We start from the raw sequence: 24,671 nt of genomic DNA on the forward strand, positions 1-24,671 counted from the left end.
ACCGCGGACGCCTCAGCGGCGCTTGCCCCGCTTGGACTTGGAACCGCTCTTCGCGGATTTGCCGCGGCGCTGCGCCCTGTTGACGCCCTCCCCGGCGGACTGCTCGTCCGGGTCGGAACCGTCCGTGGCCGATGTGCCAGGCGCCCGGGCGGAGCCGTCGGCCCCGGAATCGGCGGTGGCGGCCGAGGATCCGGTCGTCGCCGTCCCGCCGCCGTTCGCGGCCGAACGGCCGGAGGGTCCACCCGCCGGTTCGGTTTCCACGGCGGCCTGCGGCTCACCGTCCTCGTCGGGTGCCGTGTACTGCAGGAACGCGGGACGCTGCGGCGTGGTGAGCTCCACGGCTCCGCCGTCGGCCCCCGTGCGCTGCCTGCGGACCTCGAGGTTGAAGAGAGTCACCACGGTCTGCTCGCGGATGGCCGCCATCATGTCCTGGAACATGGCGTGGCCCTCCCGCTGATACTCCACGAGCGGATCACGCTGGGCCATGGCGCGCAGCCCGATGCCCTCCTTGAGGTAGTCCATCTCGTACAGGTGCTCGGGCCAGCGCTGGCCGATGACCGAGAGCAGCACGCGGCGCTCGAGGTTGCGCATGGCCTCCGCACCGAGCTCGTCCTCGCGCTCCTGGTAGATCACCGTGGCGTCGGAGAGGATCTGCTCCTGGAGGAAGTCCGCAGTGAGACGGGGACGGCCACCCGCCTCCTCCAGCACCTCCTCGGGGGTCAGGGAGATGGGGTAGATCGCGCGCAGCGCCTCCCACAGCGCGGGCAGGTCCCAGTCCTCGGGATGGCCCTTGCCCGTGCGCTCGGCAATGGTGGAGGTGATGACCTCCTCCGTGAACTGCCGGATCTGGTCCTCGATGTCGTCGCCCATGAGGATCCGCTTGCGGTCCTTGTAGATGACCTCGCGCTGCCGGTTCAGGACGTCGTCGTACTTCAGCACGTTCTTGCGCTGCTCCGCGTTGCGGCCCTCCACCTGGTTCTGCGCGTTCGCGATCCCGGAGGTGATGAGCCGGCCCGTCACGGGGACGTCGTCCGGGGCGATGGCCATCAGACGCTGGGCCGCCCCCGGGTTGAACAGGCGCATGAGGTCGTCGGAGAGCGAGAGGTAGAACCGGGACTCGCCGGGGTCTCCCTGCCGGCCCGAGCGACCGCGCAGCTGGTTGTCGATCCGGCGGGACTCGTGGCGTTCGGTGCCCAGCACGTAGAGACCGCCGGCCGCGAGCACCTCCTCGTGCTCGGTGCGCGTGGCGGCCTCGCACGCCTCGAGCACCTCGGGCCAGCGGGCCTCGTACTGCTCGGCGTCGCGCTCCGGGTCCAGTCCCAGCTCGGCCATCTTCTCCACGGCGTTGAACTCCGCGTTGCCGCCGAGCATGATGTCGGTGCCGCGACCGGCCATGTTCGTGGCCACCGTGACCGCGCCCTTGCGCCCGGCCTGTGCCACGATCGCCGCCTCCCGCGCGTGGTTCTTCGCGTTGAGGACCTCGTGGCGGACACCGCGCTTGGCCAGCAGCCGGGAGAGGTACTCGGACTTCTCCACGGACGCCGTGCCGACCAGCACCGGCTGGCCCTTCTCGTGGCGCTCCTCGATGTCCCGGACCACGGCCGCGTACTTGGTGGCCTCGTTCTTGTAGACCACGTCCCGCTTGTCCTCGCGGGCGATCCCGCGGTGCGGCGGGATGGCCACCACACCGATCTCGTACGTGTTCATGAACTCCGCGGCCTCGGTCTGGGCCGTGCCCGTCATGCCGGAGAGCTTGTCGTAGAGCCGGAAGTAGTTCTGCAGGGTGATCGTGGCCATGGTCTGGTTCTCGGGCTTGATCTCCACGCCCTCCTTGGCCTCGATGGCCTGGTGGACACCCTCGTTGTACCGGCGCCCCGCGAGCACACGGCCCGTGTGCTCGTCCACGATCTTCACCTCACCGCCCGCCACGATGTAGTCCTTGTTGTTGCGGAACAGCTCCTTGGCCTTGATCGCGTTGTTGAGGAACCCGATCAGCGGCGTGTTCTGGGACTCGTAGAGGTTGTCGATGCCCAGCCAGTCCTCGACCTTCTCGATCCCGGGCTCCAGCACGCCCACGGTGCGCTTCTTCTCGTCCACCTCGTAGTCGGTCTCGGCATCGAGTTTCTGCACGACGGTCGCGAACTCCCGGTACCAGCGGTTGGCCTCACCGGACGCGGGGCCCGAGATGATGAGCGGGGTGCGGGCCTCGTCGATGAGGATGGAGTCCACCTCGTCCACGATCGCGAAGTTGTGACCGCGCTGCACGAGCTCGTCCTCGGTCCACGCCATGTTGTCGCGCAGGTAGTCGAAGCCGAACTCGTTGTTCGTGCCGTAGGTGATGTCCGCGGCGTACTGCTCGCGGCGGACGGCAGGCTCCTGACCGCCGAGGATCACACCCGTCTCGAGCCCCAGGAAGCGGTACACGCGACCCATGAGGTTGGCCTGGTACTCGGCCAGGTAGTCGTTGACGGTCACCACGTGCACGCCCTTGCCGGCGAGCGCGTTGAGGTACGCGGGAGCGGTGGCCACGAGGGTCTTGCCCTCACCGGTCTTCATCTCGGCGATGTAGCCCAGGTGCAGCGCCGCACCACCCATGATCTGCACGTCGAAGTGGCGCTGGCCCAGGGTGCGCGACGCCGCCTCACGGACGGCCGCGAAGGACTCGGGCAGCAGCCGGTCCAGGGATTCGCCGTCCGCGATCCGCTCCCGGAAGGAGTCGGTCTCCGCGCGCAGCTCGGCGTCGGAGAGTTCCTTGAAACCGTCCTCGAGGCTGTTGACGGCGTCCGCGTAGGTCCGCAGCCGCTTCAGGACGCGCTTGTCCCCCGTGCGGAGAACCGTTTCCAGGAATGACGCCACGTGTGTTCGCTCCTCCGAGATCAAGTGGTGGGCACCGGAACCAACTGGGGGTGCACCGTCGGACAGTGTACGTGAGACAGCCTGGGCGCGACCCTGGCAGGGGAACGGGCCCCGCGACGTCGCCGCGGGACCCGCTCGTGCGCGCGCCGCACGGCGCGGCGGGCTGTTCCGCTTAGGAAGCGGCGTCCGCCTGGTAGGCCCGGGCCTTCTCATCCTCGGAACGGCCGTCGGTGCTGAGACTGATCACGCCGTACTCCCACCCCTTGCGGCGGTAGACGGCGGAGGGCTCCCGGGTCTCCTTGTCCACGAACAGGAAGAAGTCGTGGCCCACGAGCTCCATCTGGTCCACGGCCTCGTCCACCGTGATCTCATGGGCGGGGAACCGCTTGCGCCGGATCTCCACGGGAGTGGGTGCATCGCTCAGGGGGTACTCCGTGCTGAAGGCCTCGTCCTCGGCCTCGGACAGCTCCTGCTCGGACCCGAAACCCTCGAAGGAGGCGGTGGGCACCACGGGAAGCGATCCGGTGGCCTCGTGGACGGCGATCGGCGTCTGATGTCCTCCGCGGTGCACCTTGCGGCGGTCGCGTGCCCGGCGCAGCTGCTCCACGAGCTTGGCGTAGGCCTCGTCGAAGGCGGCGAACTTGTCGTCGTTGTGCGCCTCGGCGCGCACCACGGGTCCGCGTCCCACCACGGTGAGCTCCACCCGCATGCCCTGGTGCCCGGACGAGGCGTGCTCCTTGGTGACCTTGACCTCGATGGATTGGACCTTGTCGCCGAGCTGCTGGAAGCGCTCGCTCTTCTCCTCGACGTATTCCTTGAATCGGTCCGGCAAAGTGACGTTGCGGCCTTGGATGTTCAGTTCCATGAGACCCTCCACATCTTGAGGATGGCGCGGGACGTCGAAACCTCCCGCCCGGGACACCTTCAGTGCTTCCCGTGGTCCAACGCTAAGGCAAACTGTGGGGAAATTCACGGACAACAGGATTCGACATCACCTCGTTCTCCCGGGGTGAACGCGCGGCCCGCACCCCCGCGAGGGTGACCACCGCGGGCACACGGGCCCCCGCCTGCTCGAGGCGGTGCACGGCCTCGGCGGCGGTGGCCCCCGTGGTCAGGACGTCGTCCACGACCACGCAGGTGCGTCCCGCCACGTCCCGTGCCCTCATGACGCCGCGGACGGCCCGTGTCCGCTGGGCGCGTCCCCGGGTCTTCTGCGCCCCGCCGGCACCGCCCCGCCCCGGGGCGCGGTGCCGCAGCGCACGGTGCACCTCGGTGCCGGAGGGCAACGCCGCGGCGTCGAGGACGTCCGCCACGGGGTCGAACCAGCGGCGGCGGCGCGCCCGGGCACTCGTGGGCACGGGCACCCAGTGCAGCGGGCCCGTGCGGTCGCGCAGGTCGTGGGCCGCCGCGGCCAGGACGGCGGAGAGGACCGCCGCCAGCGTGGGCGCGAGGTCCGTGCGCCCGCCGTTCTTGTACGCCAGCAGACATGCGGCGAGCTCGTGCTCGTACTCCCCCGCGGTGTAGACGAGCACCCCGGAGGGTTCGAGCGGGCCGGGCGGTCGAACGGCCGCGGGCCGGGCGGTGGAGCGCCGCAGCATGATGCGGCAGCCGCGGCACAGGGTGGCGCCCGGTTCCCCGCACACCGCGCAGGTCACGGGCAGCACCAGTTCGAGGGCGTCCGCGCACCACGCGCCCACCCTGGCCGCCCGGCGGTCCCAGCGGGCGAGGGTCGAGGTGCCGTGTCCTGTCCCAGTGGTTCTCGTCATGCACCCAGTTCACGACGGGACGGACGACGCCTCCAGAGCCCGGGCACGAGGTGGAGCCCGCTGCGCACGGCGTCGTCCCGGCACCGCGCGGGCGGCGGTTCAGCCCGCGAAGGAGGTGTCCGTGACGTTCTCGCTCTGCAGCGCCCACGAGCTGCCGGTGAGCATGTACAGCCGTCCGTCGGAGGCGCCGTAGACCGCGGCGGGGCCGTTGCCGCCGGCGATCGAGGTGACGCCGGTGAGGGAGGGCAGGTCGTCGTGCTCACCGGCCACCGTGTAGCGCCGCGGCTGGGCGTTGCTGTCCTGGTTCAGTGCCGTGGTCACGAACTCCTCGGCGCCGATCCATTGGGCGGTGTCCACGGCCACGTCCGCGGCCACGGCGTTGCCCTTCTCGAGCCCGATGGGCTTGCCCGAGTCGTCGCGCACCACCCCGGCGATCCAGATCACCGCCTTGGAGGAGTCCCCGGTGGTCGTGACCACGAGCGCCCGGCTGCCCTCCCGCGAGATCCGCAGGGACGCCACGTGCCGGTCCCTGAGCCAGTCCGCCTTCACGGTCTCGCCGTTGCCGTTCGACGCCGCCCGCACCGTGTGCACCGTGCCGGTGGCGTCCGCTCCCCAGACCCACCCCTGCGGGTCGAAGCTCGGACGGGTGGGCCGCGTGCCGGCCCACCGCCGCTGCGGCTGCGCCCCCGGGGCCACCGTGTACACGGCGGAGTCCGCGGTGTCGACGAACCCGAAGACATCGACCTCGGCGCCCATCCCGGGCTTGGTCACCACGGCACCCTCGGGGAGGGAGATGTCCCGGATCTGTTCGGTCTGACCGCCCTGGAAGAACGCCAGTTGGTTGTCCGAGACCCCGATCTGGCGGTTGGGAACGGTGACGGGCTGCAGGGCGTCGCCGCCCTCCCGCCCGGAGGTCTCCACCGGGGCGTCGTTGACGGTGAGGTTCACGTCCTCCACGGACGGCACCGAGCGCAGCGTGGCACGCAGCTGCTGCTCCATCCGGCGCGCACCCGCCACGTCCGCGGGGTCGAAGCTCGCGAGGCTCAGGTCCACGGCCGCGGTGCCGCCCGAGACCGGGACCGAGGACCGGGACAGGGCCGCGCTCTGGGGGATGGCGCTCTCCACGGCGTGCCCCAGGTAGGAGGAGGGGCCGTTCATGAGGGCGCGCACGGCGGCGGTGGAGGCCGTGGAGCGCTTGGCGAACCACCGCGGATCCGGGATCAGGTGCTTGCTGTCGCGCGCCGAGTAGAAGTAGAGGTTGCTGGGCGAGAAGATCTGCGGGAAATCCGCTTCCGGGACCATGACACCGTCCGGGGCCTTGGAGATGCGCCACTGACCGTCCACCGAGGTCAGGGCGAAGTCCAGGACGCGGGTGCTGCCCGAGGGCTGGGCGGTGCGCACGCCGTCGGCGTCCAGCTCCGAGCTGACCTCCACGCTGGTGCGGAACTCGCCCTCGTTCAGCCGCGGGACGGTGGTGGGTTCGCCGGAGTGGATGAGCACGCGGGCGTCCGGCTTCCACGTGGTGGCCAGCTGGGGCGTGAGGTACTGCCGGGCCACCGAGTAGTCGTCCTGCGCTCCCACACCCGCGGCCAGGAAGCCCTCCACGACCTCCTGGGCGGAGGCTCCCGGGCGGGGGGCCTGCGGGTTGAACGGCATGGCGCTGGGCTGCGACTGCCCGGTGGGTTCGATGACCTTGTGCACCGGCCCGGACCGGGGCATTGCCCCGCACGCGGACAGCCCGAACCCCAGGACGAGCACGAGGGCCATGCTCGCGTGCCGGACCCGCCGGGACGAGGACCGGGAGTCGACTCGGCCGCGGCGGGCAGCGGAAACCTCCGGCGCCCCGGCCGCACTCCCGCCGGCCGCGCCCGGGACCTCCCGTGCCGGAGCGGGTGGTGGGGTACGGGAACCGCACCCCACGGTGGTTCCGGACTGCACGTTCCGAGGGCTCATGGCTTCTCCGTCCCGTCCTCGGGCGCCGCGGCGCTGGACCCGGTGTGGTGGCGTTCCGGGGCGCCCCCGGGTTCGCCGACGACATCGTGTGCCGCGCCCTGCCCACCGGTACCGGGGCCGTCCGCACCGGCACCCCCCGCACCCCCGGGCCGCTCGGCGCTGCCGGTCCCGCCGGCGTCGTCGCCCGGGCCGGGGAACACGAGCAGCAGCTGGCCCGTGCGCGGCTCCACGGCGGGGCGCACCGCGGGTGCCGTGAGCTGGAGGGAACCGGTGTCCGTGACCCGCGCGGTGGACTCCGCGGTCTGCTCGGCGGGTGGCAGGGGCAGGGGGTTGGGCAGCTCCGGGTCCAGCGGCTGCGAGCGCAGCAGGGGCAGGGTGAGCCGGAAGCACGCACCGTTGTCCGGCTCGGCCCAGACCTCCAGGAGGCCGCCGTGGAGCCGGGTGTCCTCCGTGGCGATGGCCAGCCCCAGGCCCGTGCCGCCCACGGTCCGCGCGCGGGCGGGGTCACCGCGCCAGAACCGGTTGAACACCTTCCCGGCCTGCTCCTCGGTCATCCCGATCCCGTGGTCGCGCACGGCCACGGCCACGCAGTTCTCGTTCGCGGCCACGTAGATGTCCACGGGCCTGCTCTCCCCGTGCTCCAGGGCGTTGGTCACCAGGTTGCGCAGGATGCGGTCGATGCGGCGCTGGTCCATCTGCACCACGCAGCGGGTGAGGGTGGAGCGCACGGTGAGCTCGGAACCGGACTTGACCACGAGCGGCGCGGCGGCCTCCACCACGTCGTAGATCACCGAGAAGATGTCGGTGGAGGCCATGTCCAGCCGGGCCGCGCCGGCGTCGAACCGGGAGATCTCCAGCAGGTCCGAGAGCATGGAGTCGAAACGGTCCACCTGGTTGTGCAGCAGCTCGGCGGAGCGCCGGTTGACGGGGTCGAAGTCCTCCCGCGCGTTGAAGAGCACCTCCGCGGCCATCTTCACGGTGGTCAACGGGGTGCGCAGCTCGTGGGAGACGTCCGAGACGAACGTCTGCTGCATGGACGAGAGCTGCTCCAGCTGGGTGATCTGGGTCTGGATGGAATCCGCCATCCTGTTGAAGGACCGGCTCAGGCGCGCCACCTCGTTGGTCCCGTGCACCTCCATCCGCACGTCCAGGTCCCCCTCCGAGAGCCGCTGGGACACCCGGGCCGTGTTGGAGACGGGGCGCACGACCTCGCGGGTGACGTACCAGACGATGGTGCCCACGAGCAGCAGCAGCGCCACCATGGACAGCAGCAGCACGGCGTGGATGGAGTCCAGGGTGGCCTGGGGGTCCGAGAAGTCGTACACGAAGAACAGCCCGTAGCGGGAGTTCTGGTTCAGCTGCACCACGTCACCGATCACGATGACCGGGTGCTCCGGGGCGTTCTCGGCCATCCGCGCGGAGGCGGGCTGCCAGTACGTGCCGTCGCCGTTGGCCACGCGCTGCTGCAGCTGCCTGGGCACCGTGGCGGAGGTCATCCACGAGCTCTCGCTCTGCACCCCCACGAAGGACTGGCCGCCGCCCTGGTCCAGGGGGATCAGGATCCAGCGGTGGTCCGTGGAGCTCGTGTCCTGGCTCAGGCTGCCCAGGGTGGAGTTGATGAGCGCCTGGACCTCGGTGCGGTCCGAGGCGTCCGAGGCGTCGAAGCTGGCCTGCGCCGTGCTGATGTCCGTGCGCGCCTCCTCGAGCACCTGGTCGAGCCGGTCGGTGAACAGCCGGTTCGCGATCTGGTGGGAGAGGAAGCTGCCCGTGGCGAGGAAGGCCACGGAGGTCAGCGTGAGCGCGACCGCGATGGCCCGGAACTGGAGCGACTGGCGCCAGCGGCGGAACAGGACGCGACGCCCCAGCCGGAGCCTGCGGAACCGTTGGGGGCGGCGGCGCGTGCGCGGTGGCTTCGCCGTGGGGGTCGCTGCGGCCAGCGTCATCTATGTGCGTGCCCGCCCGCTTTGTAGCCGATACCGCGCACGGTCAGCACCACCTCGGGGTTCTCGGGGTCCCGCTCCACCTTGGAGCGCAGCCGCTGCACGTGCACGTTGACCAGGCGGTTGTCCGCGGCGTGGGGGTAGCCCCAGACGTCCCGCAGCAGCTCGTCACGGCTGAAGACCTGGTGCGGGGACCGGGCCAGGGTGGCCAGCAGGTCGAACTCCAGCGGTGTCAGGGCGATCTCCTCACCGGCCCGCGTGACCGTGTGCCCGGTGACGTCGATGACGATGTCCCCCAGCGTGATCTCCTGGGTGGCGCCGCGTTCCGCGGGACGCAGCCGCGCCTTGACGCGCGCCACGAGCTCGGCGGGCTTGAAGGGTTTGGGGACGTAGTCGTCCGCACCGGCCTCGAGCCCGCGCACCACGTCCGCTGTGTCGGACTTGGCGGTGAGCATCACGATGGGCACGTCCGACTCCACGCGGATCTGCTGGCACACCTGGATGCCGTCCATCCCGGGGAGCATGAGGTCCAGCAGGATCAGATCGGGTTCCGAGGCGCGGAACACCTCGCGCGCGCTCGAGCCGTCGTAGCAGTGCACGGGCTCGAAACCCTCCGACGACAGGATGATGCCGATCATCTCCGACAGCGCGGCGTCGTCGTCCACCACCAGAATTCTCGCGTTCATGGCCCGCTTTCGCCCTCGTTCTTCCCTGCGGGGGCGGCCGAGGCCGACGCCCCGCGTCCTTCCGCCGATTCTACGGCCTCGGTGCGCTCAACCCTCGCTGCACGCGTCCGTGAGCGCGCCGCACAGCCGCGTGAGGCGCTCCAGGGCGCCCGCCAGCTCGGGCGGGGCGAGGGTGGAGATATCCGCCGACGGCGCCAGCACCGTTCCCAGCAGGGCGGCCGGGTCCATGCCCAGGTCGGCCCACGGCCGCACCACCGTGTCCACGAAGGAGCGCACCGGGGTGCGTCCGGTCACGGGCACGGAGTCGAGGCACAGCGTCAGGCCCGCCTCGTGCAGGGCGGCCAGCGGCTCCCACTGCTCGGTGGGCCCGGTGGGGACCCGGACCACGGCGGCGTGGGCCCCGGCGTCCCGCGCCCAGCGCGCGGGGGCGGTGCCGGTGTCCACGGCCACGGTGGCCGCACCGGCGGCGCGGCACGCCTGCACCGCGTCCGTGAGGGTGCCGCGCACCTCCTGCTGCGGCAGCGAGCGCAGCGTCCGGTAGCCGCTGGCGGTGGGAATCGTGCCGGTCAGGACCCGCTCCAGCTCGGGTTCCTGGACCACCAGCACGGCGTCCCGCCCGTCCGTGTTGCGGCGCAGGGATGCCACGAGGTCTCCCACACCGGCGCACCAGGACTGCGCGAGGTCCCGCCGCGCGCCGGGATCCGACTGCAGCTTCTCGCCGTTGTGCACGTGCACCGTGGCCGCCAGGGACACGGGGCCCAGGAGCGAGAACAACACGGGTGCCGTGTCCGCCCCGGACTCCGCACCGAGGACGTCCGCGACCGCGTTGAGGTCGCTGGCCAGCAGGGTGCGTGCCTGCCGTGAGTCGTCCCCGGGCACGCCCGTGATGCGCCAGCCGTGCGGCTGCCGGTCCGCGTGCAGCGAGTCCAGCACCGCGCTCGTCCGTGCGGCGAGCTCGGCCTGCGGTCCGCGGTCCGGCAGCAGCGGGACGGCGGCCAGGTGCGGGGCGCCCAGTTCCCCGCGCAGCACGGTGAAGGTCTCGACGACGTCCGTTCCGCGCAGCGCCCGGGTCAGGGTCGCGGTGATCCGGGAGGCGGCGAACCCGCTCATGCGTCCGTTCCGCGCTGGTGGTTCTCCGAGATTGCCTCGTGGTGGCGGATGACCTCGCTGATGATGAAGTTCAGGAACTTCTCCGCGAACTCCGGATCCAGGTGCGCGGCCTCCGCGAGAGTGCGCAGCCGCTCGATCTGGGCCTTCTCCCGCTCCGGGTCCGACGGCGGGAGGTCGTTCTCGGCCTTGAGCGTGCCCACGCGCTGGGTCGCCTTGAAGCGCTCCGCCAGCAGGTGCACGAGCGCGGCGTCGATGTTGTCGATGGTGCCGCGGATCGCACTCAACCGTTCGAGAGCCGTCTCCGTGGTGCGGTGGGCGGCGCTGCTCGCCGCGGGGTCGACGGGCGCGTGTTCGGCGGCAGGGTCCGCGGGGCCGGTGGCTGAGCTCATGCCTCCACTGTAAACGCGTCCGGCGCCCGGGCACCCGCGCGGGTCGGGCGGCGCGGGTCAGGCGGTGGGGACGCCCACGCGGTCCGCGTACGCGGCGTCGATCGTGGCCTGTCCCAGCACGCGCGTGCCCTGGTAGAGCACCATGGTCTGGCCCGGGGCCACACCGCGCTGGGACTCGGCCAGGCGCACGCACAGCCGGGACGCGCCGTCGGCACGGACGAGCCACGCCCGGGCCGGGGCGGGATCCCCGTGGGCGCGCACCTGGACCGTGACCTCGAACTCCTCCGAACGGCCGTCCGCGTGCTCCCCCAGCGCCGCGACCTCGCGCGGGGGCAGACCCGCCCACGACGGGCGGATGCCCTCCATGACGTCGATCGCGAGCAGCGCCTCCGGACCCACGACCACCTCGTTGGTCTTCGGGCGGATCTCCAGGACGAAACGCGGTTTGCCGTCCGGGGCCGGCCGCCCGATGTGCAGTCCCCGGCGCTGACCCACCGTGTAGGCCTGGGCCCCGCGGTGCTCCCCGAGCTCGTGGCCCTCGGTGTCCACGATCCGCCCGGGGTCCAGCTGCATGTGGTCCGCGAGCCAGCCGCGGGTGTCGCCGTCCGGGATGAAGCAGATGTCGTGGGAGTCCGGCTTCTTGGCCACGGACAGCCCGCGCTCCTCCGCCTCCGCGCGCACCTGCGCCTTGGACGGCGTCTCCGCGAGTGGGAAGATGGCGTGCTCCAGCTGCTCGGCGGTGAGCACGCCCAGCACGTAGGACTGGTCCTTCGCCCAGTCCGCGGCACGGTGCAGCTCCTTGTGACCGTCTGCACCCTCCACCACCTTGGCGTAGTGGCCGGTGCACACGGCGTCGAAGCCCAGCGCGAGCGCCTTCTCGAGCAGGGCCGCGAACTTGATCTTCTCGTTGCAGCGCATGCACGGGTTCGGGGTGCGCCCGGCGGCGTACTCGGCCACGAAGTCGTCCACGACGTCCGCCTGGAAGCGCTCCGAGAAGTCCCACACGTAGTACGGGATCCCCAGCTTCTCCGCGGCGCGCCACGCGTCGCGGGAGTCCTCGATGGTGCAGCAGCCACGGGCGCCGGTGCGCAGCGTGCCCGGCGTGCGGGACAGGGCGAGGTGCACGCCGGTGACGTCGTGCCCCGCGTCCACCGCGCGGGCCGCGGCCACGGCGGAGTCCACCCCGCCACTCATTGCTGCCAGTACGCGCACGGTGTCCCCTTCACGGAAGTCGGTGTGGTGGTGGTCCGCGGGCGGTACCTCGCCCGGACCGGACGTACCGGCAACGTCCCCGCACCCGGCGCTATTCCCCGCGGACCCGGCAGCCCGGGAACGCGGGGAACGCTAGGCGGAGAACCCCGGGAGGTGCCCGGAGAGGCCCGCGGCCCTGGCCCGGGAGTGGACGTCCGTGACGGCGGCGAGGACGGCGGCGACGTCGTCCGCCGTGCTCGAGTGGCCCAGGGAGAAGCGCTGGGCGCCGCGGGCGCTCTCCTCGGCCACGCCCATGGCCAGCAGCACGTGGGAGGCCCGCGGCACCCCCGCGTTGCACGCGGACCCGGTGGACAGCGCCACCCCGGCGGCGTCGAACAGGAACAGCATGGAGTCCCCCTCGCACCCGGGGAACGTGAAGTGCGCGTTGCCGGGCAACCGGGTGGGGTGCGCCCACTCGTCCTCGGGGGACCCGGGCTCGGGGCCGCGCAGCACGGCCTCGGGGACGCGGGCACGGATGCCGGCCACGAGGGAGTCCCGCAGCGCCGCGCGCCGGAGGAACTCGCCGCGGGCGTCCCGCTGGGCGGCCTCCACCGCCGCACCGAAGGCCGCCGCCCCGGCCGCGTTGACCGTTCCGGAGCGCACGCTGCGCTCCTGTCCCCCGCCGAAGCTCGTGGCCGCGAGCTTCACCGTGCGCGGTGCGTACAGCGCCCCCACACCCATGGGGCCGCCGAGCTTGTGGGCGGAGACCGCCAGGGTGGTGATTCCCGGCAGGTGGGCGTCCACGGGCACCGCGCAGAACGCCTGCACGGCATCCACGTGGAAGGGCACCCCGGCGGTGTCGCACAGGGCCGCGAGCTCGGCCACCGGCTGCACCGTGCCCACCTCGTTGTTGGCCCACATGACGGTCACCAGCGCCACGTCGGCAGCGCGCTCGGCGAGGAGTCGTTCGAGGTCCTCGGGGGCCACGCGCCCGTCCCGGTCCACGGGGAGCCAGACGAGCTCCGCGCCCTCGTACGCGGCAAGCCATTCCGCGGCCTCGGAGACGGCGTGGTGCTCCACGGCGGACAGCGCGATCACGGTGCGCCGGGGATCCGCCTCGCGAGCCGCCCGGTACAGGCCCAGCACGGCCATGTTGTCCGCCTCCGTGCCCCCCGAGGTGAGGATGAGCTCCACGGGCTCCGCGTTCAGCGCGGCGGCCAGGGCGTCCCGCCCCGTCTCCAGCGCCATGCGCGCGGAGCGTCCGCCCGAGTGCAGGGAGGCCGGGTTGCCGCCGCGCCGCGCCTGCTCCACCCAGGCCGTGACGGCCTCGGGGAGCATGTCGGTGGTGGCGGCGTGGTCCATGTAGACACGGGGTGCGGGCATGGCCCCCATTCTACGGACGCCCTCCCACACGGATCCGGGCCCCGGGAGCACGACGCCGCGGCACCTAGACTCGCACCCATGCTCCACTTCGTCTTCCACACCCCCGAGATCCCCGGCAACACGGGCAACGCCATCCGCCTGGCCGCGTGCACGGGAGCCCACCTGCACCTCGTGGAGCCCCTGGGCTTCAACTTCGACCACGCCAACCTGCGCCGGGCGGGCCTGGACTACCACGACCTCGCGGTCATGGACGTGCATCCCACGGTCGAGCACCTGTGGCAGGACCTCGGGGACGCCCGGGTGTTCGCGTTCACCTCCCACTCGGACACGCACCACACGGACGTCTCCTACCGCGACGGGGACGTGCTGCTCTTCGGCAGGGAGTCCACGGGGTTGCCGGACGAGGTCCTCGCGGACGGGCACGTGGATCGGCGCGTGCGGATCCCCATGCTCCCCGGGCGGCGCTCCCTCAACCTGGCGAACTCGGCGTCGATCGCGCTCTACGAGGCGTGGCGCCAGCTCGGTTTCCCGGACGGGGTCTGAGCGAGGGGCTACCTGCTCTTCTGGTCCGCCGCGTTGCCCACCGTCACCGTGGCCGTGCGCTCGTCCCCGCCGCGCCGGTACGTGACCTTGGCCTCGGAACCGGCGGAGAGCTCGCGCACCCCGGCGGTGAGCGCGTCCGCGTCCGTGATCCGCTTGCCGTTGAACTCGGTGACCACGTCGTTGGGCTTGAGCCCCGCGTCCGCGGCGGGTGAGCCGGAGGCCACCGAGCGCACCTTGGCGCCCGAGGAGAACTGCTCCGATGTGCTGCCGGACGGGGTGTACGCGGACACCGAGGCGCCGAGGTAGCCGTGGGTGGCCCTGCCGTCCTTGATGATCTCGTCCGCGACCCGCTTGGCGGTGTTGGAGGGGATGGAGAAGCCCACTCCGATGTTCCCGGAGGAGCTCGAGCCGCCGGAGTCGCCGGAGGAGGAGCCCCCGGCGGAGGCGATGGCCACGTTGATCCCGATCACCTGTCCCTGCGCGTTCACCAGGGCGCCACCGGAGTTGCCCGGGTTGATGGCCGCGTCCGTCTGCAGGACATTGAGGTACACGCTGGACTTCGCGGACTGGGAACCGGACTGCCCGTTGTCCGGGAAGTTGAAGAAGAAGTCCTGCGGTCCCCCGGGGCTCTTCTGGGAGTCGTCCGGGGAGTCCTCCGCGGCGGAGGACGCCACCGCGATGGTGCGGTTGAGGGTGGAGACGATCCCGTCCGTGACGGTGCCGCTCAGACCCAGCGGGGCACCGATGGCAATGGCGGCGTCCCCGACGTTCAGCTTGCCCGAGTCACCGAACTCCGCGGGGGTCAGCCCGCTCGGGTCCACCTTGATCACGGCCAGATCGGACTCCGGGTCCGTGCCCACCACCGTGGCCTTGCGCACGGAGCCGTCCGCGGCCTGGATCTCGAGGTTGGCGTCCGCGGTGGCGCCGTCCAGCGTGACCACGTGGGTGTTGGTGAGGATGTGGCCCTGGTCGTCCAGCACCACCCCGGAGCCGGTGCCCGACTGGTTGCCTGCGGTTGCGGAGATGGTCACCACGGAGGGGGACGCCTTCTGCGTGGCACCCGTGATCTCGTTGACCGAGTCGGTGTCGTTGACCAGCACCGGCGAACTCGTGGTCCCGGCCGCGGCGCCGTCGTGGCCGCCGCCCACGGCGCCCGTCCCCACGGCCACGCCGGCTCCGAGCAGACCCGCGAGGGCCATCCCGGCCACCATGGCGCCCCCGGAGAACCGGCGTCTCGCGGGCGTCGCGGTGCCGCTCCCGGCGGGGTACGCGCCCGGCCCGCGGGCGCCGTCGTACGCCTCGTGGCCCTGACCGCCGTAGCCCCGGGGATCGCCGTATCCGTCGTGCTGTTGCGCCGTGGGCGGAACGGACGAGGTGTCCCGGGCGTGCCACGGCGAACCGGGAGCGGGTCCGGTTCCGTGCTCACCCGAGCCGTACTGGCCGTACCTCGGGACGGGGTGCTGAGGGTCGCCCCCGGTGCGAGGATCCTGGGAATCGGCCATGTTCTCTCCTTGTCAACCGCTGGTACCGGCGCTGCCCGCCGATGTGCTCCGGGTGGCAAGTATGCGCCCCGCGGCTGGAACGGGGCTGAGAGAACTGGCGGCTTTCAGCATGTTTCCTGGATGGTTCCGGGGTGGTCCCTGGTCCCTGATCCCGTGACCGCGTGCGGGTGTCAGCGTATTCTGAGGAGCGGACGGCGGCCCACCACGGCACGGCCGGGTGCCGCGCGTCCACCCGGCTCACATCGATTGGAACGAGGGTCATGACTTCACGCACCGCCCGGCGCCGCCTGCTCTGCGCCACCGTCCTGTCCGGCGCGTGCCTGCTCGCCGGACCGGCCGCCATGGCGCAGCCCCCGTCCCAGGTGGATCCCGGGGTGCGGGTGGTGGACTCCGCGCACGTGCTGGGCGACACCTCGGGGCTGCAGACCAAGATCGACGACGTCGCCGAGAAGCACAACATCACCCTGTATGTGGTCTACGTGGACCGTTTCACGGATCCCGGCAATCCGGGCGAGTGGGTGCAGGAGTTCGCGAGGACCAACGGCCTGGGCTCGAACGACGCCGTCCTGGCGGTGGCCACGTCCAGCCAGCAGGTGCGGTTCACGGCAAGCCCCAAGGGCCCGCTCTCCCGCGCCGACCAGCAGAAGATCTACGACGACCACATCGCCCCCGCCCTGCGTCAGAAGGACTGGGGCGCCACGGCGCAGGGAGCCGTGGACGGCATCAACGACGAACTCAGCGGCGGCCTGGGCGGCGCCGGCGGCGCGGTCACCGGCGTCGTGCTCGTGGGCGGTCTCGCCGCGGTGGGCGTGGGTGGGGCGGCCGTGCTGCGCAAGCGGCGGCGTCGTGGGCAGGATTCGCAGGCGCAGGGCGAGCCGCGCGGCGAGCGTGCTCCCGAGCGTCCGCTGGTGCCGCTGCCCGAGCTGCACAAGCGTGCCGGTTCAGCACTCGTGGAGGCGGACAACGCCATCCAGCACTCCGAGCAGGAGCTCGCGTTCGCGCAGCTGCAGTACGGCAGCGACCAGACCCGGCCCTTCGAGGAGGCGCTCGCGCGGGCCAAGGAGCACATGCGCGCCTCGTTCGAGCTGCAGCAGAAGCTCGAGGACGACATCCCGGACTCGGAGGCGGACCAGCGGGCGTGGCTCGGCGAGATCATCGAGCGCACCCGGCAGGCCCGCACCCCCCTCGCCGAGCAGGAGAAGAGCTTCTCCCAGCTGCGGCAGCTGGAGGGCCGCGCCCCGGAGGCCCTCGACGCCGTGCGACGCGCCGTCGCGGACACCCGGCCGAGGCTGCAGGACGCCGAGTCGCTGCTGGTCTCGCTGCACTCCCAGTACGACGACGCCGCTCTCGCCCCCGTGCGCGACAACGGCCAGCAGGCGCGGGAACGGCTCGAGTTCGCGGACTCCGCGACCGCCCGGGCCGAGCAGGAGCTGGCGGCGGGGCGCACGTCCGAGGCGGTGCTCAACATCCGCGCCGCCGAGGAGGCCCAGGGCCAGGCGCAGGGGTTGATCGCCAGCGTGGAGAATGCCCGCCGCGAACTGGCCCGTGCGGAGGAGTCCCTCAAGGACGCCGTCAGCATCGCCCAGCGGGACGTGGCCGAGGCCGAGGGGCTCGTGCGCCAGGGCACGCGCCCGGAGCTCGCGGGTGCCGCCTCCGGCGTGCGCTCCGTCCTGCACACGGTCACGCAGCAGATGGCCTCGGGGCACTACGACCCCATTGGATCCACCCGTCGGCTCGCCCAGGCCAAGGCCGAGCTGGACAAGGGCCTGCAGGACGTCCGCAACGCGAACGACCGCGCCCGCTCCGCCCGGGAGACCCTCTCCCACGCCCTCGTGAGCGCGCAGGCCAGCCTGACGACCGCCTCGGACTACGTGTGGGCCCGGCGCGGCGGCGTGGGGGCCCAGGCCCGCACGGAGCTCGCGGAGGCCGAGCGCCACCTGGAGCTCGCCGGGCAGCTGCAGAACTCCGATCCCGAGCGTGCGCTGAACGAGGCCAACCAGTCCATCCGGCTCGCGGACGCCGCGCAGCGCTCGGCGCAGAACGACGTGGACCAGTTCTACAGCTCCCCCATGGGATACGGGGGCATGGGCTACGGCCCGTCGCGCAGCAACGGACTCGGCGGTGCCATGCTGGGCGGGATCCTGCTGGGCGGGATCCTCAACGGCGGTGGCGGCTTCGGCGGGGGCCACTACGGTGGTGGCGACTTCGGTGGCGGGTTTGGCGGCGGTGACTTCGGCGGAGGCGACTTCGGCGGATTCGACGACGGCGTGGGCGGCAACTTCTGACCCACCCGGGCACCGCGTCCACGCACACGACAGTTTTCAGTTCCACCCATGCACGAGAACAGGAGATCACCATGGCAAAGCAGTCCATCTTCGGTCGGATCGCCCAGCTGGCGAAGGCCAACATCAACGCGATGATCGACTCCGCGGAGGACCCCCAGCGGATGCTGGACCAGATGGTCCGCGACTACACGGAGAACATCCGCGAGGCCGAGTCGGCAGTGGCCCAGACCATCGGCAACCTGCGGCTGCTGGAGAAGGACCACGCGGAGGACCTCCAGGAAGCCGGGCAGTGGGGCAACAAGGCACTGGCCGCGTCCAACAAGGCGGACGAGTTCCGCGCCGCGGGCAAGGAGGGCGAGGCCGAGAAGTTCGACAACCTCGCCAAGGTGGCCCTGCAGCGCCAGATCCAGTCCGAGAACGAGGCGCGCGGCGCCGAGCCCCAGATCGCGTCCCAGACAGAGACGGTGGAGAAGCTCAAACAGGGGCTCAACAGCATGCGCGGCAAGCTGCAGGAGCTCTCCACCAAGCGTGACGAGCTCGCCGCCCGCCAGAAGACCGTGCAGGCGCAGTCTCAGGTGCAGGACGCATTGAAGTCCTTCGACGTCCTGGACCCCACGAGCGAGGTCTCCCGCTTCGAGGACAAGATCCGCCGCGAGGAGGCCCGAGTGGCGGGTCAGCAGGAACTCGCGGACTCCTCACTGGACCGGCAGTTCGAGGCGCTCGAGTCCATGGGCCAGCAGACCGAGATCGAGGCCCGGCTCGCCGCCCTGAAGAATGGCGGCTCCACCAAGAACGGGGAGAACATCGTCTCCGCCGAGGAAGTCTGAGACATGGCGGAGCAGCGCACCGGCGCGCAGCAGCAGCTCGAGGCCGTCCGCTCGGGCTACGCCACGGACGTTCCCTGCCTGGAGCTCGGGGCCGCGCTGGACGAGGCAGGCTCCCATGCGGATGCACCCGTCCGCGTGCCGCTGGCCACGCTCAACCGCCACGGCCTGGTGGCCGGCGCCACGGGCACGGGCAAGACCAAGACCCTCCAGGCCCTCGCGGAGCAGCTGAGCGCCCAGGGCGTCCCCGTGTTCCTCACGGACGTCAAGGGCGATCTCAGCGGGATCTCCCAGCCCGGTGAGGACAACCCCAAGGTGGCGGAGCGGGCGCGGTCCGTGGGCCAGCAGTGGGCCCCCACCGCGAGCCCCACGGAGTTCTACAGCCTGGGCGGGCAGGGCAAGGGGGTGCCCCTCCGTGCCACGGTCACGTCCTTCGGGCCCACGCTGCTCGCCAAGGTGCTGGGGCTCAACGCCACCCAGGAGTCCTCCCTGGGGCTCGTGTTCCACTACGCGGACTCCCACGGTCTCGCGCTGCTGGACCTCAAGGACCTGCGGGAAGTGGTGCTGCACCTGACCTCCCCGGAGGGCAAGGAGGAGCTGGCGAGCATCGGCGGGCTGTCCAAGCAGACCGCGGGCGTGATCCTGCGGGAGCTGACCACGTTCGCGAACGAGGGTGCCGAGGTGTTCTTCGGCGAACCCGAGTTCGACACCCAGGACCTGCTGCGCACCACCGAGGACGGCCGCGGCATGGTCTCCTGCCTGGAGCTTGCGGCGGTGCAGCAGCAGCCGCGGCTGTTCTCCACGTTCCTGATGTGGCTGCTCGCGGACCTGTTCCAGGACCTGCCCGAGGTGGGGGACGCCGAGAAGCCCCGCCTGGTGTTCTTCTTCGACGAGGCGCACCTGCTGTTCGAGGGCGCCTCCAAGGAGTTCCTGGACTCCATCGAGCAGACCGTCCGGCTGATCCGCTCGAAGGGCGTGGGGATCTTCTTCGTCACCCAGTCCCCCAAGGACATCCCCTCGGACGTCCTGGCGCAGCTGGGCAACCGTGTGCAGCACGCGCTGCGCGCCTTCACCCCGGACGACGCCAAGGCCCTGAAGTCCGCGGTGCGCACGTACCCGAAGAGCGGCTACGACCTCGAGCAGCTGCTCACGCAGCTGGCCACCGGCGAGGCCGTGGTCACGGTGCTGTCGGAGACCGGGGCGCCCACCCCGGTGGCCTGGACCCGGATGCGGGCGCCGCAGTCGCTCATGAAGCCGGCCCCGGAGGACGCTGTGGACGCCGCCGTGTCCGCCTCCCCGCTGCTGGCCGACTACGGCGAGGCCGTGGACCGCGAGTCCGCCTACGAGCTGCTGCACGGTCGACTGGAACGGGCCGAGGGCGCGGAGACGTCCGCACCGGAGGACGGCCGTTCGCGCGAGCACGAGGGCGCCGGGGCCGGCGGGGCGGACCGCCGCGACCGGCGCGATCCGCACGACGACGACCGGCGGGACTCCCCGCGTGACGACGACCAGGGCGGGTTCCTGGGTTCGGTGATGGAGAACCCCGCAGTGCGCTCGATGATGCGCTCGGCGGGTTCCGCACTGGGACGCGAGATCACCCGCTCCATCTTCGGCACCTCCCGGCGCCGTCGCCGCTGACCCCGCACTACCCCGCACACGACGCCGCCGGCGCCCTCCCCGGGCCCGGCGGCGTCGTCGCGTGAGGGCGGCGCCTTGGCACGGGCAGGTGCCTACGCGCGTCCGGACATGCAAGAAGCCCGGTTCCTGGGGAACCGGGCTTCTTCGTGGTTGCGGGGGCAAGATTTGAACTTGCGACCTCTGGGTTATGAGCCCAGCGAGCTACCGAACTGCTCCACCCCGCGGCGACATCGACAACTATACGAGGCTTCCGGGGACCGTGCAAATCGGGGCTCGTGCCGCCCGCCGGAATGCGAGGAGGGGCGGCCGTCGGGACATCCCGAGGACCGCCCCTGCGGCTGCGGCGCACTGCCCAGGGCCGCTACTTCGCGGAGCCCTCCTGCGCCACCGCGTCCTCGATGGCCCGCTTGAGGCGGTCCTGGGCCTCGCCGTACTTGGTCCAGTCACCGTCCTGCCGGGCCTTGTCCGAGTCCTGCATGGCCTTGTTGGCCGTGTCCAGTGCGTCCTGGAGCGAGGCCGAACGCGGTGCCGGGTCACCCGAGGGCGAAGGACTCGCGGAGGCCTTGTCCTTCTCGTTCTTCGTGTCGCCGGAGCCGCCGCCCTGAGCAGCCTCCGCGGCCTTCTCGCTGATCCCGGCTCCCTTGTCCGTGGTGGCGCCGGACTGCCCCCCGAAGACCTGGTCGAGGGCGCCGTCCAGAGTGGGTGCATATCCCACCTTCTCGCCGAAGCCCACGAGCACCTTGCGCAGCGTGGGATAGGCCGCGTCCCCCGAGGACTGCACGTACACGGGCTGGACGTACAGCATGCCGTCACCGGCGGGCAGCGTGAGCAGGTTGCCGTTGATGACCTCGGAGGCGCCCTGGCGCAGGATGTTCAACTCGTTGGACACTGCGGTGTTGGAGTTGAAGTTGTTCTGGGCCTGCCCCGGACCGGGCACGGACGAGGACCGGGGCAGCTCGAGCAGCCGCAGCTTGCCGTACTTCTCGTCCTTGACGCCGGCCTTGCCCGTGCCCGCGTCCGCGTTGGCGGAGAGGAAGCCGTACATTACGTTGCGCGTGTTGCCGGACTCGTTCTGCTGCGGAATGAAGGAGGAGGTGAGCGAGAAGTTCGCCTCCTTCTCCCCCGGCATGCGCATGGACAGGTAGTACGGCGGCTGCGAGACGTCGCGGTTCTGCTGGGTGGGGTCGTTGGGAACGGACCACACGTCGTCGTTCGCGTAGAAGCTGTTGGCGTCCGTGACGTGGTACCGGTTGAGCAGGTCCCGTTGCACCTTGAACATGTCCTCGGGGTAGCGCACGTGGGCCATCAGGTCCGCGGACATCTCCGAGTACGGCTTGACGGTGCTGGGGAAGACCTTCTGCCAGGACTTCAGCACCGGGTCCTGGTCGTCCCACGCGTAGAGGTCCACGGAGCCGTCGTACGCGTTGACCGTGGCCTTGACCGAGTTGCGGATGTAGTTCACGCGCTCGGCGGGCAGGGCGGCTGCGGCACCCTGGGCAGTCTGGGTGTCCTTCGTGGCCTCCTGCAGCACGGACGGCGTGGAGTACGGGTACGAGGCGGCGGTGGTGTACGCGTCCACGATCCACACCACCTTGTTGTCCACGATCGCCGGGTACGGCTTGCCGTCCACCGTGAGGTAGGGCGCCACCTTCTCCACGCGCTCCCGCGGGTTGCGGTCGTAGAGGATCTGGGACTCCGGGCGCACCGCGTCCGAGAGCAGCATGTCCGAGGACTGGAACTTGATGGAGTACGCGAGCTTGTTGAACAGGTTGCCCACGTTCGGCCCCCCGTTGCCCCCGAACGTGGTCTTGGCGTCCGCGGCATCCCCCTCGTTGGTCTGGGGGCGGTCCAGTTCCAGTGGGTCGTCCTCGGAAGAACCACCCACGATCGAGTACTCGGGCGAGTTCTCACCGAAGTAGATGCGGGGCTCGTAGTCGTCCGAGATCTGGCCCTTGGAGGGGATCCCGGACTGCATGAACTCCGGCTTGCCGTCCGCCTGGACGCGCGATCCGTACGCGGCCACCACACCGTAGCCGTGGGTGTAGACCACGGACTTGTTGTACCAGCCCTGGATCTGGTCCGGGTTCAGCTCGCGCGGGGCGATCACGGTGTCCTGGCTCTGGCCGTCGATGTCGTAGCGGTCCACGTTGAGCATGTCCGGGAACTGGTAGTACGGCCGGAACTGCTGCAGCTGGGCGAACGCGGAGGAGACCACATTCGGGTCCAGCAGCCGGATGTTCGAGGTGGTCTCCGTGTCCTGGCGCAGGGCACCCTTCTCGGTCTCGGTGGTGGCGTCGTAGGGGGTGACCTCGGTGTCGTCCAGGCCGTAGGCCTGGCGGGTCATGGTGATGTTGCGCTGGATGTATTCGTTCTCGAGCGCCTGCTCGGTGGGGGTCACCTGGAAGCGCTGGATGGCCCACGGGTACAGGCCGCCGGCCACCACGGCCACCACCACGAGCATCGCGGCGCCGATCAGCGGCAGCTTCCAGCGCCCGATGAAGCCGGCCACCACGAACAGGACGGCCACCAGGATGGCCGCGACGGCCAGGATGCCCTTGGTGGGGATCACGGCATTGACGTCCGTGTAGAGCGCTCCGGTCCACTTGCCGGAGCCGTGGATCAGGGTGGAGTAGCGGTCCAGCCAGAAGTTCACGGCCTGCAGCGCGAGGAACGCGGCCACGACGGAACCCAGCTGGACACGCGCCGCACGGGTCGTGTGGATGCCCCGTTCGTGGATCCGGATGCCGCCGTACACGTAGTGCATGAGCAGCCCGGCCACACCGGCGAGCAGCAGCGCGGTGACCAGGAACCCGATGAGCAGCCGCAGGAACGGCAGTGTGAACACGTAGAAGCCGAGGTCCAGGTGGAACTGGGGGTCCTGCTGCCCGAACGGCTCCTGGTTGAAGAACAGCAGCACGGTCTGCCACTGGGACGCGACGGTGGAGGCCGCGAAGAGACCGAAGATCACGGGCACCGCGATCATCACGACCTTGCGCACCGGGTCCAGCGCCTGCTGGTACTTGCTCATGGTGTCGCTGATGGCGCCGTCCCGCGGCCGGTTGCGGTGGGCGAGCCACATGCTCAGGAACATCAGGGCGGCCACGATCAGGGTGGCCGCCACGAACAGGCCGATGACCGCCAGGTTGCGGGTGACGAAGACCCGCAGGTAGCCCAGCTGCTCGAACCACAGCACGTTGGTGTAGACCTGCGTGAACCCCACGAACAGCGCGATGAGGATCACCACCGCGATCACGGTGGGCAGCAGGGCCCCACGCTTGCGGCCCGCTGCGGACCTGCTAGACGGACGGGGAGAAGTGGATCCGGCGGTCACTGCATACCTCTGAATTTCCTGGGCGCGGATGGTGATCCAAGGGGGATCACCGTTGATCTTATTGCGTGGGGTGCGGCGATGACGTGCAATTGCGGCCCGGCGGGGGTGTCATCGGGTCTCGCAGCTCGGCAGGTCCGTGACATTGCCCGCGGCCGCCTGTTCCACGGCGTTCACGGCCTCCCCGAGGGATCCCACCTCGATCACGGTGAGCCCATCCGGGACGTGACCGGTGACCTCGTCGCAGTTCTGCGCCGGTGCCAGGAAGTAGCGGGCCCCGGACTCCGCGGCGCCCTCGAGCTTCTGACGGATCCCGCCGATGGGTCCCACGTCCCCGTCCGCGGTGATGGTGCCCGTTCCGGCAATGTGCTCGTCCCCGGCGAGCGATCCCGGGGTCAGCTCCTCCACGATCCCCAGGGCGAACATCATCCCGGCGCTGGGCCCGCCCACCTGCTCCAGCTGGAAGTCCACCGTCAGCGGGAAGTCGTAGCGCGGCACGAGGTAGACGCCCAGCTGCCAGCTGCCGGTCTCCTCGTCACGGGTGAGTGCGACGTGCTCCGTCCTGGTGCCGCCACCGTGGCGAACGGTGACGTCCGCACCGCGGGAACCGGCGGCGTCGAGCAGCGAGCGCAGCTGCTTCAAGGATGTGACCCGCGTGCCGTCCACCGCCGCGATCTCGTCCCCCGCGCGCAGCGTCGCCCCCGCGGCGCCCCCGGGCACGACCGCGTGGACGGTGAGCGTGGTGCGGTAGGGCCTATGCAGGTAGCCGAGCGCCGCGGCCACGGAGTCCTCCTGGGACGTGGTCATGGCCGCGGCGTTGGAGTCGGCCACGTCCTGGCGCGTGGTCTCGGGCGGGTAGAGGGTGTCCTGCGGGACCACGGCCTCGGAGGGGTTGAGCCACCCCAGCACGGCATTGATCGAGTTGATCCGCCCGGAGGGCCCGCCCCTGACGTACACGGTGGTGAGGTCCAGCTGCCCGTCGCTCGGGTAGGTGGTGGCGCCGTCGATCTTCACGAGCTGCCTGTCGTCGTGGGTCCCCACGGTGTTGAACGTGGGCCCGGCGGCCTCGATCACGTACGGCGCCGGGAGCACCACGCCCGCCACGAGCAGCACCGCGGTTCCCGCGAGCGCCACGGACGGCAGCGGTCGGCGGCGCGTGAGCCGCCGCCACAGGCCGGGGCGCCCACCCGTCCCGGTCCGGTCCCTCTGCGCGGTCTCCACGATCCCTCAGCGTACCCGGCCCCTCCGACGCGTCGGCGGGCGACGCCGCGCCGTCG

At 71.3% G+C, this 24,671-nt stretch carries 17 protein-coding genes and 1 tRNA gene; 4 read left to right on the forward strand and 14 right to left on the reverse strand.

From position 1 onward, the window contains the following. Positions 1–12: 12 nt before the first annotated feature. The 10 genes from secA to C1C97_RS03565 all read right to left on the reverse strand — a co-directional run bounded on the left by secA (position 13) and on the right by C1C97_RS03565 (position 13,274). Complete coding sequence (gene secA, locus C1C97_RS03525) at positions 13–2,856, reverse strand: preprotein translocase subunit SecA (protein WP_110920158.1); 2,844 nt, start codon at positions 2,854–2,856, stop codon at positions 13–15. A 172-nt stretch (positions 2,857–3,028) separates the two neighbouring features. Then, the gene (hpf, locus tag C1C97_RS03530; RefSeq protein WP_121029998.1) at positions 3,029–3,721 is read right to left on the reverse strand and encodes a ribosome hibernation-promoting factor, HPF/YfiA family; all 693 of its coding nucleotides are present in this window, start codon (positions 3,719–3,721) and stop codon (positions 3,029–3,031) included. Between the two features lie 82 nt (positions 3,722–3,803). Next, positions 3,804–4,622 carry a ComF family protein gene (locus tag C1C97_RS03535; RefSeq protein WP_121030000.1) on the reverse strand — a complete coding sequence of 273 codons (819 nt, stop codon included), beginning with the start codon at positions 4,620–4,622 and terminating at the stop codon, positions 3,804–3,806. Positions 4,623–4,721: 99 nt separating this feature from the next. Further along, a complete protein-coding gene (locus C1C97_RS03540) occupies positions 4,722–6,389 on the reverse strand; it encodes an LpqB family beta-propeller domain-containing protein (protein ID WP_233542698.1) in 1,668 nt (555 codons plus the stop codon). A gap of 182 nt (positions 6,390–6,571) precedes the next feature. Further along, positions 6,572–8,518, reverse strand: a complete 1,947-nt coding sequence (gene mtrB, locus C1C97_RS03545; protein WP_233542699.1) for an MtrAB system histidine kinase MtrB — start codon at positions 8,516–8,518, stop codon at positions 6,572–6,574. Continuing rightward, complete coding sequence (mtrA, locus tag C1C97_RS03550) at positions 8,515–9,201, reverse strand: MtrAB system response regulator MtrA (protein ID WP_110920566.1); 687 nt, start codon at positions 9,199–9,201, stop codon at positions 8,515–8,517. The genes mtrB and mtrA overlap by 4 nt, the downstream gene beginning before the upstream one ends. A gap of 87 nt (positions 9,202–9,288) precedes the next feature. Further along, positions 9,289–10,311 carry a hypothetical protein gene (locus tag C1C97_RS12315; protein ID WP_158591123.1) on the reverse strand — a complete coding sequence of 341 codons (1,023 nt, stop codon included), beginning with the start codon at positions 10,309–10,311 and terminating at the stop codon, positions 9,289–9,291. Beyond that, positions 10,308–10,700, reverse strand: a complete 393-nt coding sequence (locus C1C97_RS03555; RefSeq protein WP_110920564.1) for a chorismate mutase — start codon at positions 10,698–10,700, stop codon at positions 10,308–10,310. The genes C1C97_RS12315 and C1C97_RS03555 overlap by 4 nt, the downstream gene beginning before the upstream one ends. A gap of 57 nt (positions 10,701–10,757) precedes the next feature. After that, positions 10,758–11,912, reverse strand: a complete 1,155-nt coding sequence (gene mnmA, locus C1C97_RS03560) for a tRNA 2-thiouridine(34) synthase MnmA (protein WP_121030002.1) — start codon at positions 11,910–11,912, stop codon at positions 10,758–10,760. Positions 11,913–12,044: 132 nt separating this feature from the next. Further along, positions 12,045–13,274 (reverse strand): cysteine desulfurase family protein, encoded by a 1,230-nt coding sequence (locus C1C97_RS03565; protein WP_121030548.1) that lies wholly within the window; start codon positions 13,272–13,274, stop codon positions 12,045–12,047. 78 nt (positions 13,275–13,352) lie between these two features. Here C1C97_RS03565 and C1C97_RS03570 point away from each other — a divergent pair, with 78 nt between their 5' ends. Then, positions 13,353–13,817: a tRNA (cytidine(34)-2'-O)-methyltransferase gene (locus C1C97_RS03570; RefSeq protein ID WP_121030004.1), complete on the forward strand. Its 465-nt coding sequence runs from the start codon at positions 13,353–13,355 to the stop codon at positions 13,815–13,817. An 8-nt stretch (positions 13,818–13,825) separates the two neighbouring features. Here C1C97_RS03570 and C1C97_RS03575 read toward each other — a convergent pair whose 3' ends face one another. Continuing rightward, the gene (locus C1C97_RS03575) at positions 13,826–15,319 is read right to left on the reverse strand and encodes a S1C family serine protease (protein ID WP_110920561.1); all 1,494 of its coding nucleotides are present in this window, start codon (positions 15,317–15,319) and stop codon (positions 13,826–13,828) included. 260 nt (positions 15,320–15,579) lie between these two features. On the opposite strand from C1C97_RS03575, the gene C1C97_RS03580 reads away from it, so the two are divergent. From C1C97_RS03580 to C1C97_RS03590, 3 genes are all read left to right on the forward strand, one after another. Further along, a complete protein-coding gene (locus tag C1C97_RS03580; protein ID WP_121030006.1) occupies positions 15,580–17,604 on the forward strand; it encodes a TPM domain-containing protein in 2,025 nt (674 codons plus the stop codon). A gap of 71 nt (positions 17,605–17,675) precedes the next feature. Next, positions 17,676–18,431 (forward strand): PspA/IM30 family protein, encoded by a 756-nt coding sequence (locus tag C1C97_RS03585; RefSeq protein WP_110919633.1) that lies wholly within the window; start codon positions 17,676–17,678, stop codon positions 18,429–18,431. 3 nt (positions 18,432–18,434) lie between these two features. Continuing rightward, a complete protein-coding gene (locus C1C97_RS03590) occupies positions 18,435–20,066 on the forward strand; it encodes a helicase HerA-like domain-containing protein (RefSeq protein ID WP_121030008.1) in 1,632 nt (543 codons plus the stop codon). A 147-nt stretch (positions 20,067–20,213) separates the two neighbouring features. Here the strand turns inward: C1C97_RS03590 and C1C97_RS03595 are convergent. From C1C97_RS03595 to C1C97_RS03605, 3 genes are all read right to left on the reverse strand, one after another. Beyond that, positions 20,214–20,290: transfer RNA gene (locus C1C97_RS03595), tRNA-Met, on the reverse strand. 137 nt (positions 20,291–20,427) lie between these two features. Beyond that, positions 20,428–23,397 (reverse strand): UPF0182 family membrane protein, encoded by a 2,970-nt coding sequence (locus C1C97_RS03600; protein WP_121030011.1) that lies wholly within the window; start codon positions 23,395–23,397, stop codon positions 20,428–20,430. Positions 23,398–23,505: 108 nt separating this feature from the next. Then, complete coding sequence (locus C1C97_RS03605) at positions 23,506–24,615, reverse strand: YlbL family protein (RefSeq protein ID WP_121030013.1); 1,110 nt, start codon at positions 24,613–24,615, stop codon at positions 23,506–23,508. Between the last annotated feature and the right edge of the window lie 56 nt (positions 24,616–24,671).

The sequence above is a fragment of the Kocuria tytonis genome, from assembly GCF_003226895.2.
Classification (GTDB): Bacteria; Actinomycetota; Actinomycetes; order Actinomycetales; family Micrococcaceae; genus Kocuria; species Kocuria tytonis.

Bases quoted from the DNA above. Each gene is read 5' to 3' on its own strand.
- C1C97_RS12315 (WP_158591123.1), bottom strand. From the start codon at position 10,311: ATGAGCGGGTTCGCCGCCTCCCGGATCACCGCGACCCTGACCCGGGCG.
- mtrA (WP_110920566.1), bottom strand. From the start codon at position 9,201: ATGAACGCGAGAATTCTGGTGGTGGACGACGACGCCGCGCTGTCGGAG.
- C1C97_RS03580 (WP_121030006.1), top strand. From the start codon at position 15,580: ATGACTTCACGCACCGCCCGGCGCCGCCTGCTCTGCGCCACCGTCCTG.
- mtrB (WP_233542699.1), bottom strand. From the start codon at position 8,518: ATGACGCTGGCCGCAGCGACCCCCACGGCGAAGCCACCGCGCACGCGC.
- C1C97_RS03555 (WP_110920564.1), bottom strand. From the start codon at position 10,700: ATGAGCTCAGCCACCGGCCCCGCGGACCCTGCCGCCGAACACGCGCCC.
- C1C97_RS03540 (WP_233542698.1), bottom strand. From the start codon at position 6,389: ATGGCCCTCGTGCTCGTCCTGGGGTTCGGGCTGTCCGCGTGCGGGGCA.
- C1C97_RS03565 (WP_121030548.1), bottom strand. From the start codon at position 13,274: ATGCCCGCACCCCGTGTCTACATGGACCACGCCGCCACCACCGACATG.
- C1C97_RS03535 (WP_121030000.1), bottom strand. From the start codon at position 4,622: ATGACGAGAACCACTGGGACAGGACACGGCACCTCGACCCTCGCCCGC.
- C1C97_RS03590 (WP_121030008.1), top strand. From the start codon at position 18,435: ATGGCGGAGCAGCGCACCGGCGCGCAGCAGCAGCTCGAGGCCGTCCGC.
- hpf (WP_121029998.1), bottom strand. From the start codon at position 3,721: ATGGAACTGAACATCCAAGGCCGCAACGTCACTTTGCCGGACCGATTC.
- C1C97_RS03575 (WP_110920561.1), bottom strand. From the start codon at position 15,319: ATGGCCGATTCCCAGGATCCTCGCACCGGGGGCGACCCTCAGCACCCC.
- C1C97_RS03585 (WP_110919633.1), top strand. From the start codon at position 17,676: ATGGCAAAGCAGTCCATCTTCGGTCGGATCGCCCAGCTGGCGAAGGCC.
- C1C97_RS03570 (WP_121030004.1), top strand. From the start codon at position 13,353: ATGCTCCACTTCGTCTTCCACACCCCCGAGATCCCCGGCAACACGGGC.